Source organism: Streptomyces sp. NPDC111628 (assembly GCF_055635195.1).
Genome location: NZ_JBVKBZ010000006.1, coordinates 691,592 through 701,711 on the forward strand (window position 1 = coordinate 691,592; position 10,120 = coordinate 701,711).

9 protein-coding genes are annotated in these 10,120 nt (G+C 72.8%); 1 reads left to right on the forward strand and 8 read right to left on the reverse strand.

The genetic code is table 11. From position 1 onward, the window contains the following. The first annotated feature begins 6 nt into the window (after window positions 1-6). The gene (locus tag ACZ7MF_RS32500) at window positions 7-705 is read left to right on the forward strand and encodes an alpha/beta hydrolase (protein WP_471481838.1); all 699 of its coding nucleotides are present in this window, start codon (window positions 7-9) and stop codon (window positions 703-705) included. Window positions 706-1,201: 496 nt separating this feature from the next. On the opposite strand, the gene ACZ7MF_RS32505 is transcribed toward ACZ7MF_RS32500, so the two are convergent. The 8 genes from ACZ7MF_RS32505 to dpgA form a co-directional block, all read right to left on the reverse strand. Continuing rightward, window positions 1,202-1,960, reverse strand: coding sequence for a hypothetical protein (locus ACZ7MF_RS32505; RefSeq protein WP_471481839.1), 759 nt, complete (start codon window positions 1,958-1,960; stop codon window positions 1,202-1,204). An 84-nt stretch (window positions 1,961-2,044) separates the two neighbouring features. Further along, a complete protein-coding gene (locus tag ACZ7MF_RS32510; RefSeq protein WP_471481840.1) occupies window positions 2,045-2,803 on the reverse strand; it encodes a thioesterase II family protein in 759 nt (252 codons plus the stop codon). Window positions 2,804-2,834: 31 nt separating this feature from the next. After that, window positions 2,835-3,656: an enoyl-CoA-hydratase DpgD gene (gene dpgD, locus ACZ7MF_RS32515; RefSeq protein ID WP_471481841.1), complete on the reverse strand. Its 822-nt coding sequence runs from the start codon at window positions 3,654-3,656 to the stop codon at window positions 2,835-2,837. 36 nt (window positions 3,657-3,692) lie between these two features. Then, window positions 3,693-5,129, reverse strand: a complete 1,437-nt coding sequence (locus ACZ7MF_RS32520) for an aldehyde dehydrogenase family protein (RefSeq protein ID WP_471481842.1) — start codon at window positions 5,127-5,129, stop codon at window positions 3,693-3,695. Window positions 5,130-5,136: 7 nt separating this feature from the next. Continuing rightward, a complete protein-coding gene (locus ACZ7MF_RS32525; protein ID WP_471481843.1) occupies window positions 5,137-6,804 on the reverse strand; it encodes a thiamine pyrophosphate-binding protein in 1,668 nt (555 codons plus the stop codon). Continuing rightward, entirely contained in the window at window positions 6,801-8,141 is a 1,341-nt protein-coding gene (gene dpgC / locus ACZ7MF_RS32530) for a (3,5-dihydroxyphenyl)acetyl-CoA 1,2-dioxygenase DpgC (RefSeq protein WP_471481844.1), read from the reverse strand. Before dpgC ends, ACZ7MF_RS32525 begins: the two co-directional genes overlap by 4 nt. Window positions 8,142-8,143: 2 nt before the next feature. Then, the gene (gene dpgB, locus ACZ7MF_RS32535; protein WP_471481845.1) at window positions 8,144-8,845 is read right to left on the reverse strand and encodes an enoyl-CoA-hydratase DpgB; all 702 of its coding nucleotides are present in this window, start codon (window positions 8,843-8,845) and stop codon (window positions 8,144-8,146) included. 54 nt (window positions 8,846-8,899) lie between these two features. After that, a complete protein-coding gene (dpgA, locus tag ACZ7MF_RS32540) occupies window positions 8,900-10,021 on the reverse strand; it encodes a 3,5-dihydroxyphenylacetyl-CoA synthase DpgA (RefSeq protein WP_398288521.1) in 1,122 nt (373 codons plus the stop codon). Window positions 10,022-10,120: the final 99 nt, after the last annotated feature.

The following is a 10,120-nucleotide window of genomic DNA, read 5'->3' on the forward strand; positions in this document are numbered from 1 at the left end:
GAAGAGATGCGCGTTGTGTTCGTGCACGGGGCTTGTGTCCGTGACGGGTCGTGGTGGTGGCACCCGGCGGCCTCGGCCCTGCGCAAGCACGGTATCGGCAGCACTGCCCCGGCGCTGCCGAGCTGCGGCGAGGGCGACCGGCCGGCCGGTTTGGAGGGCCCCGGGCTGGCCGAGGACGTCGCCGCGGTGCGCGCGGTCCTCACCGACTCGGACGAGCCGACCGTGGTGGTGGCGCACAGCTACGGCGGAATCGTCGCCGCCGAGGCGGCCGCGGGCGTGGGTGCGGTGCGCCACATGGTGCTGGTGTCGAGCTATCTGCCCGAGCCCGGCGAGTCCCTGTCGAGGTTCGGAGCCGACGTACCGCCACCCTTCCTGGACTTCGATCCCGACGGCGGCACGTTCGGCGCCCGGCCGGAGCTGTTCGCCGAGACCTTCGCCCAGGACTGCCCGCCGGACCTGGCCCGCGACGCGGCGGCCCGGCTGGTCCGGCAGACGCTGGCCGTCACCCAGCAGCCCGTTCGGGCGGCGGCGTGGCACGACGTGTCCACGACCTACGTGGTGTGTACGGAGGACCGCGGCACCCCGGTGGCCGCGCAGCGTGAATTCGCCCGCCGTGCGGGCAAGGTCGTCGAGGTGGAGACGGGCCACCACCCGTTCCTGTCGCAGCCACAGGTTGTCGCCGACATCGTCCGACACCTGCCGTGAATCTCTCGAAGAACCTGGAGTTCGAGAGGCGGTCAGGGTGGTCCGGCCGGATCTCGCCGAGGAGATCGGCTTTCAGCGCCGTTTCGCCCGGCGCTGCGCGGTGTGGTGGAGTCCTGCCTGGAGAAGGACCCCCGGCGGCGTCCCACCGTGGCCCCTCTCATGGCGGAACTGCTGTCCGCGGCCACCAGGAGCGAGGGCACCGCGCGGCCGTTCCCCCTGACTGCGACTGGCTGCCACCGGCGGTCGCCCGGACGGTGTCGCACGCGTCCGGCCTTCGACTCATGGGGCCGACCGGTCAACTCCCGCCGCGGGGACGGTCCACGGAGGGCGTCACTGGTCCCATGGCCCCCCGTCAGGCGAGCACGGCGGAGGTCGAACCGTTCCCGGCGAAGGCGACGGGGACCACCCGGCGGCGCGCTCCGCTCGGTCTACGCGATACGGGCTTGACGCTCACCGGCAGACCAGAGCCGGGTGCCGTGCCTGGGCCGCGCTCGCTCTACGCCCGGTGGGAGTTGCGGGAGGTCGGGGCCGGGGTCGGGAGGGGGCTGGTGGCCGCTCGGGTGACGTCGCCGACCAGTTCGACGACGTCCGGGCCGTATGCCTGTGAGTTGACGACCTTGAGGAGGAGTACGAAGGAGTTGTTGCCGTGCTTGCGGGCCAGTTTCTCGTGGTGGCGGGCGAGGTAGCGGGTGGCGGCCTGGTTGGTGATCGCGCGCTGGCCGCAGAACAGGAACGCGGGCCGCGCCTCGCGCCGGTCCCCGGCGGTGAGGCGGGCCAGCAGCACGTATTCCGTGACCCCCGTCTCCAGGCGGTAGCGCTCACTGCCGATCTGGAAGGCGCCCCGGTCCGGTCCGGGCTCCGGGTCGACGTTCATCCGCACCCCGGGCAGCATCGCCGCCATGTGGGCGACCATGCGCCGGTTCGAACCGGGGCCGCCCACACAGAACTCCGTGCGCTCGCCGAAGCCCTGGCCGACCATGTCCTGGGTGACCACCTGGGCGTGCGCGCCGCAGTCCTTGATCAGTGCGGACAGTTCGAGCAGCGCGAAGACGTCGAAGCGGTGGACGGCCGGTTCGGTGGCGGCGGGGTCCCGGTTGACGACGAGGAGTGACTCGGAGCTGTCCGGCAGGCCGAAGAACGCCTGCTTTCGGCGGAGTTTCCGCTTCCACAGGTAGGTACGGGCGAACCAGCCCAGCGCGGCACTGATGCCCGCCGCGACCACGCCCAGGACGATGTTGCGTACGTCGTCAGTCATGGGCGCGCATGCTAGCGGGCGACCGCGCACTCGTGTTCGACGGGGCGCGGTGAGCGGTCGCGCGAGGGGCCGGGCCGGGGGCGGTCAGGCCGTGGCCCCGGCCAGGGTCGCGGAGACCGTGTCCAGCACGCCGCGGGACTGGGCCTCCAGGAAGAAGTGGCCGCCCGGGAACGTGCGCACCTCGAACGCCCCCGTGGTGTGCGCGCTCCATGCGGCGGCCTCCTCGGCACTGGTGCGCGGGTCGTCGGCCCCGGTCAGGACGGTGATCGGGGAGCCGATGACCGCGTGGGGCGCGCAGCGGTAGCGCTCGATGGCGCGGTAGTCGGACCGGACCGCGGGGAGCACCATGTCGAGGATCTCCGGGTCGGCCAGCAGCCGGGAGTTCGTGCCGCCCAGCAGCTTCATCTCCGCGACGACGCCCGCGCGGTCCCGCAGGTGGACCGACTCGTCCCGGTGGGTGCCCGGCGCGCGCCGCCCCGACGCGAACACGACCAGTGGCGCGGTGGCACCGTCGCGCTCCCTGCGGCGGGCCACCTCGAAGGCGACGACGGCGCCCATGCTGTGGCCGAAGAACGCCAACGGGCCCGCCAGCGGCTCCAGTTCCCGGGTGAGGGCGTCGGCGAGCGCGTCGATGTCCTCGATGCACGGTTCATGGCGCCGGTCCTGCCGCCCGGGATACTGGACGGCGACCAACGCCACCCCGGGTGCCAGGGCGGCGGAGACCGGGTGGAAGTAGCTGGCGGAGCCGCCCGAGTGCGGGAAGCACACCAGGGTCACGGCGTCCGCGGCGGCGCTGTGGTAGCGGCGCAGCCAGGGGCTCGTCCGCGTGTCCGGTACGGTCATGTCGCCAGCCTTTCGCAGTGCGGTGAGTTGCTCAGGAGCCAGTCCACACCGGATCCCGTTTCGCGACGAACGCCCGCGGCCCCTCGGCGGCGTCCTCGCTGTGCATACGCCGCTCCTCCCAGGGGTAGCGGGTGGCGAAGGCCTGCTCCAGGGGGAGCGACGCCGACCGGGCGGCGGCCTGCTTGATCGCCCTGACCGACAGCGGCGCACACCTCAGGATGTCGGCCACCCATCCGTCCACGCAGCTGTCCAACTGCTCGGCGGGCACCACCTCGTTGACGAGGCCCAGTTCAGCGGCGCGGGCCGCGGTCAGGGGCCGCCCGGTGACGAGGTGCCCCATCGCGACGCGGTACGGCACCTGCCGGGTCAGCCGGAACACCCCGCCCGCACCTGCCGTCAGACCCAGTCTCGCCTCGGGCAGCGCGAACGAGGCGTGCCCCGCGGCGACGATGATGTCGCAGGCCAGGGCCAGCTCGAAGCCGCCCCCGTAGGCGACTCCGTTGACCCGGGCGACCACCGGCTTGGAGAGGTCGAACCGCTCGGTGAGGCGGGGCCAGCCGGGCTTGCCGCGGCTGCCGAAGGTGGCGGTGCCCGCCTCGTCGGACTCGATGCGCGCCGCCAGCTCCTTGAGATCCTGGCCGGCGGAGAACGCCCGCTCACCGGCGCCGGTCAGCACCGCGACCCACAGCTCGTCGTCCCTCTCGAAGTCGTCCCACACCCTGCCCAGTTCCTCGTGCATGGCGAGGTCCATGGCGTTGAGCACCCGCGGCCGGTCGAGCGTCACCCGGGCGACGCGGCCGTGCTTGGTGTAGCCGACGCGCGTCAGCCCGAGCCCGGAAGGCTCCGTGGTCATGCCGTTCCCCTCAGATCTCCTCGGACGTCCGCGGCCTCAGCTGCCGCGGACCGTGGTCCAGCGCCACCGCGTGAACTCGTCCCAGCTGTTCAGCGACCCGTGCCGACTGCCGTTGCCGGAGGCCCCCGTACCGCCGAACGGCACGATGGCGTCGTCCTCGATGGTCGGGTCGTTGACGTGGACCATGCCCGTCCGCAGCTCCCGCGCGACGGCCTCGGCGCCCGCGCCGCCGAACACCGAGGCGACCAGGCCGTACTCGGTGCGGTTGGCGACCGCCACGGCCGTCTCGGCGTCCGGCACGGTGACGACGGGCGCGACCGGGCCGAAGACCTCGGCCGACCACACCTCGCTCCGCTCGTCGACGCCGGTGAGCACGGTCGGCCGGTAGCAGGGCCCCTCGACGGTTCCGCCGCACTCCAGCCGGGCACCGGCCGCGACCGCGTCGCCGACCAGCCGGTGCACTTCCTTGAGCCGGCCGTCGTCGATGAGCGGGCCGAGGTCCACGTCCCCGGTCCACGGGTCGCCGACCGTCATGGCCCGGGCCCGCCGCACCAGCGCCGCGGTGTACCTCGCGGCGACGGACTCCACGACGACGTGCCGGCCCGCGGCCATGCAGACCTGGCCCTGGTGGAAGAAGGAACTGAACGCCGCCGCCTCGGCGGCCTGTTCCACGTCGGCGTCGTCGAGGACGATCAGGGCGTTGTTGCCGCCCAGCTCCAGGGACGCGCGCTTGAGGGCACGCCCCGCCCGCTCCCCGATGGCCCGCCCGACCTCCGTCGACCCGGTGAACGCGATCATCGCCGTCTGCGGCGCGTCGACGAGTGCCCGGCCCGCGTCGGCACCGCCGGGCAGCACGTGCAGGACCCCGGGCGGCAGACCGGCCTCCTCGAACAGCCGGGCCACGACGTAGCCGCCGCAGACCGCCGTACGGGCATCCGGCTTGAGCACGACCGCGTTGCCCAGCGCGAGAGCAGGTGCCAGTGCCCGCATCGCCAGGACGAGGGGCACGTTCCAGGGACTGATCACCCCGACCACCCCGAGCGGCTCGCGCACGGCGTACGAACGCCGTCCCGGCACCTCGGGAAGCAGCACACCCGGCGGACGGCCGGGCAGCGACGCCGCGACGAGCAGTTCGTCGAGGACCGCCGCGATCTCGAAGTCCGCCTTGCCGCGTACCGATCCGGCCTCGCGGACGAGCCACTCGGCCACCTCGTCGCGACGGTCGGACAGGATCTCGGCGGCGCGGCGCATCACCTCCGCACGCGCCCGGTGACCGGAGGCGGCCCAGCCCCGCTGGGCCGCTGCCGCCGTCCGCACCGCGCGCTGCACGTCCTCGGCCGCGGCGTGCCCCACCACGGCCAGGACCCGGCCGGTGGCGGCCTCGACCGCCTCGGCGGTGCCGCCCGACGGAGCCACCCAGCCACCGCTGTGGATCAGACCGGCGTGCGCCTCGGGGGTCAGGAACTCGGACATGGCAGCCCTACCCGTCCTCTCGTGTCCCGCGGGCACCGGAGTGACCGGTGACCCTCACCTCGACCAGCACGGGAGTGGTGGCCTGCGCGGACCGGGCGATCGCCTCCGACAGCTCCTCCAGGGTGTCCGGACGGACGGCCGGGATGGCGAAGAACTCGGCGACCCGGGTGAAGTCCAGCCGCGGCGGCGCCAGTTCCAGCAGCGGCTGGGCGGCGGGCGAGTCCCAGGCGTCCAGGGTCTGCTTCAGCGTCCGGTACTCGCCGTTGTTCATCACCACGAACGTCACGGGCACCTGGTAGCGGGCCGCGCTCCACAACCCCTGCAGCCCGAACAGCGTGCACCCGTCGCCCAGTACGGCCACGACCGGACGTGCCGGATCGCCCAGCCGGGTGCCGATCGCGGCGCCGATGCCGTGCCCTAGACCCCCGCCGACGGTGTGCACGTAGGAACCGGGACGCTCCAGCCGCAGCGCCTGTCTGAGCAGCAGACCCGCGGTGATCGCCTCCTCGACGACGGTCGCCTCACGGGGCAGCGCCGAGGCGACGGCCAGCACCGCCGCGGCCGGGTCGAAGGGAGCCGGGCCCTTGAGCGTCGCCGCACGGGCCCGCTGGGACATCATGTGGCTGTGCGCTCGCTCGCGCGCCGCCACCATGCGCTTACGGGCCCGCGCCGGCAGGTCCTCGTGGGCGCGCAGCTCGCCGCGCAGCGCGCTCAACGACTCCTTGACGCCTCCGGTCAGCCCCAGTGCGACGGGGAAGTTCCGGCCGGGCTCGGCCGGGTCGTCGTCGAGCTGCACGACGGTGGCCCCGGGGGGAATCGGGTCGACGGGCGTGTAGTGGTGCGGGGTGAAGGCGTGGCAGCCGACGATCAGGATCAGGTCGTGGCCGTCGAGCGCCTTGCGGATGTCGGCGTGCGAGGCGCCGAGCATTCCCTGGTGGAGCGGATGGGTCAGGGGGAAGTCGAGCCGGTCGAACATCGGCTGGTGGAAGACCCGGGCACCCACCGCCTCGGCGACGGTGACCAGCTCCCGCACCGCCCCGCTCCGCCCGACGCCGTCACCGGCGACGATCACGGGGTTCCCGGCCCGCGCCAGCAGCTCCGCCGCCCGGGCCAGGCCGCCCGAGGGCCGCGCCGGGGCCGAGCCCGACCTGACCGGCACCTCGACGGCGGTGTCCTCCGCGAGCAGGTCCATCGGCACCGTCAGCAGCACCGGCCCCGCGGGCGCCCGGCGGGCGAGGTCGAAGGCGCGCCGCACAATCAGCGGCAGGTCGAAGGCGTGGTGGACGTCCAGGGACTCCTTGACCGCGGGACGGGCCAGCGCCGCGATGTCCGCCGACAGCATCGGGTCCTGGGCGAGGTGCCGGCGGTCCTGCTGCCCGGCCAGCGCCACCAGCGGGGTGCGCGAACGCCGGGCGTTGAGCAGACCGACCAGGCCGTTGGCCGTTCCGCCCGCCGCGTGCAGGCTCACCACGGCGGGGCGTCCGGTGGCTCGCGCGTACCCGTCGGCCATCGCCACGACCGACGCCTCCTGCACACCGAGGACGTACTCGATGTCGGGGGCCTCGGCCAGGGCCGTCAGCAGGGGCAGCTCGGTGGTGCCGGGGTTGCCGAAGACCCGGTCGACGCACTCGTCCCGGAAGATGTCCAGGACCGCCTGGACGGGGGAGACGGTCACGACGCGCGCTTCTTCGCCGAACGGCGGCCCACCTTGGCCAGGACGTCGTCGCTGTTGAGCCGCAGCGCCTGCTCCAGCGCGAACTCGGCCATGTAGTCGCGGAAGGCGTCCAGCGGCTCCTCCGCGACGTGCACCATGCGCCGGTTCGAGGCGACCGCAGGCGCGGCCAGCCGCTCGACGGCGGCCTCGATCGCGGTGTCCATCCGGTCGGGTTCGACCACCTCGTCGAAGACCAGCCCGGCCTCGGGCGAGGTGGCGCGGATCTTGGCACCGTCGAGCAGCACGCGGCGGGCCAGGCGCCCGCCCGTCAGCCGGTTCAGCCGCAGGTTGGCGACGCCGGGCACGATGCCCTCCTGCGCGGCGGGCACGCTGAAGTAGGCGTCGGCCGCCGCGACGACGTGGTCGACGGCGAGCAGCAGCTGGCCGCCGCCGCCGATCGCGAAGCCGTCCACGGCCGCGAGCCACGGCTTCTGCAGACTGCGGTGCGGCCACGCCTGACGGCGGGCGTCGTCGTCCACCGGGACGACACCCCGGTACATCTTGCTGATGTAGCCCAGCTCCCTGCCGATGAGGAACCGGCTGTACGAGATCCGGCCCTCGTGCAGATGGGCCAGGTTGATCCCGGCACTGAAGACCCGCCGGCCGGCGTACCTGGGGTGGGTCATGACGCCTCCCCGCAGCACCCCGACCCGCACCCGGGGGTCGAGGAGCACGAGGTCGACGGCGACGTCCATGTCGTCGGCGAGTTCGTTGTCCTCGGCGTTGAGGCAGTCGGGATTGTGCACGGTCAGGTGCGCGGCGGGCCCGATCCGCTCCAGGGTCAGCTTCTCCAGCTCGACCCTGCCCGTCTCCCTGAACCGCCCGAGCAGCGCGGCGGACCGCTCCACCGGCCGGAGCATGGACTCCAGCAGGTGGCGTCCGGCGACGGGGGAGCCCAGCACGTGCCGCAGGAACAGCCCCTGGTCGACCTCCCAGCCCTCCTTGTGCGCCTGCGGCAGCCCGTCCTCGGCCTTGAGCCGGGCGGCGCCGGGCACGAGGCCGGGGAAGCGCTCGGCGGCCTCCGCGAGCAGCTCGGGCACCCGCGGGTGCAGGGTGCGGGACGCGGTGAGCGCGTCGTAGACGGTATCGGCGTGGGCCCGCAGGAACGCCTCGCGCGCCAGGCGGGCCGTTCGGTGGAGTCCGGCCGCACCCGCGCGCTGGTCCGGCGTCCGCGCGGCCGGGGCGGGCAGCGCGTCCAGGCCCTTCTCGCAGTCCGCCGCGACGGAGGCGAGCGAGGCCGCGTCGGCGGCCAGGTCCCCGGTGGCGGACCAGGAGTCCGGGCGGGTGGCAGCGGTCATGGTCAGGCTCCTATCGTCTGCTTCTCGTGGTGACGCAGCGCCCGGTCGCAGGCCGACAGGTGCACGCCGACGGCCTGGTCGTAGCTGGTGGTCGCCGCCTCCAGCAGCAGCTGCCTGCGGACCCGGACCTCGCTGCCGGACAGGCCCGCGAGGGACTCCAGGAGAACCCCCAGCGTGTCACCGGGCTGCTCCTCGATCCGGTCGATCAGACCGGCGGCGAGGGCCTCTTCGGCCCCGATCTCGCCGCCGAACAGGGCGAGCCGGCGGGCGCGGGCCACACCGAGCTGCTGGACGAGCCGGTACAGGGCCATCGACGGCCACAGGACGTCCGAGGAGCCGCCCAGGCCGAAGGTGCTGGACGGAGTCGCGATCCGGTAGTCGGTGGCGAGCAGCAGCTCCATCGTGGCGCCGCTGCAGGTGCCCTGGACGACGGCGACGGTCGGGGCGTCGGCCTGCTCGATGCGCCGTACGGCACGCTCCCACCGGTTGGCGGAGTGGACGCCGACCTCGCCCGGCCAGGGCGCCCGTTCGTCGCCCGCGCCGCCGACCAGCTCGAAGACCGCGACGGTCGGCTCGGTGGCGTCCTCCAGCCGGTCACAGGCCCGGTTGACCGTCGCGATGATCTCCTGGGTCAGCGGCTGCCTGTTGTCGAACCACAGACGCAGCGGTTCGCCGTCGCCGCCGACGGCGGTCTTGTCGGACATGTCAAAGCCCTTCGTGTATCGGAGGAGAGGACGAGCCGGCCGGGGCGGCCGAGGTCAGCAACGGACGAGTGCCGTCTCGATGGTGGAGCCGGGGCCCATCGTCATGAACACCACGTGGTCACCGGGGCGGGTCAGGCCCTCGCCGACGAGTTGCTGGTAGGAGAACAGGAACGAACCGCTCGACAGGTTCCCGTAGTCCCGCAGCACGTTGGTGGTGTGCCGCACGTCGTGGGCGCTGAGTCCGAGGTTGAGCCGGACCGAGTCGATGACCTTCTTGCCGCCGGAGTGGATCACCCAGTGCGCGATCTCGCTGCGCCGCAGACCGCTGCCGGACAGCAGTTCGTCGATGATGCCCTCGGCGTTCGCGCCCACCACGTAGGGGACGTCGCGGTCGAGGTAGAAACTGAACTTCCCGTGGTCGTCGTCCCAGTCGAAACGCATCGCGTCCAACGCCTGCGGAATGATACGGCTGGCGAATTTCAAAATGGCCGGGCTGCCCGTCGGGACGTCGTATCCCGCTTTCACCGCCAGCGCCCCGGAACCGTCCCCGAAAAGGCTGTTGACGACCGAGGTGCGCATCGTCCCGTCGAACACGTAGGCGGCCGAGCACGCTTCGATGCAGAGCAGCACGGCGAGTTCTCCCGGGTGGGCGGCAGCCCATCCGCCCACGGCGGTGAGGCCGTTGAGACCGGCGTTGCAGCCCATTCCCACGACATCCAGCCGGGCGCAGTTCGGGTCGATTCCCAGTTCCCTGATGAGCAGCGCGCTCAGACCGGGGGTCAGGAAGCCGGTGGACGACACGCACACTAGGTAGCGCACGTCCGAGAGGTCGGCCTGCGCCTCCTTGAGGCAGGCCATCAGGGCCCGGGAGCCCATGTCGACGCCGTTCTCGCGGTGCTTGGCGAGCAGCCGGCCCTGGGTCTCCATGAGGCGCGAACCGTCGGGCAGTTCGGGCGGCAGGGTCAAAAACCGGCCGTCGATGGCGCTGTTGAGATATATCGAGCGAATCTTCGGATCGGTGACCCGGAATGTTTCAAGCAGCTCTTCCTGGGTGTAATAGTTCGGTGGAGTGGCGGTTCCCGAGCCGATGATCCGGGGAAGTTCTCCCGCGAGACCGAAAGGGGCCTTGACGGTCACGGCGGAGGGACCGATAGCGCTCTCAAGGGTGCTTGTCAATTGTCCTCCTAGGAGACAAGGCAGGCGACGGCCGCCGACACCCGCACCCTAGGTGTCACCCCCGTGCACCGGAATCCCCCTAAGGGGGCCGCGCCGGCA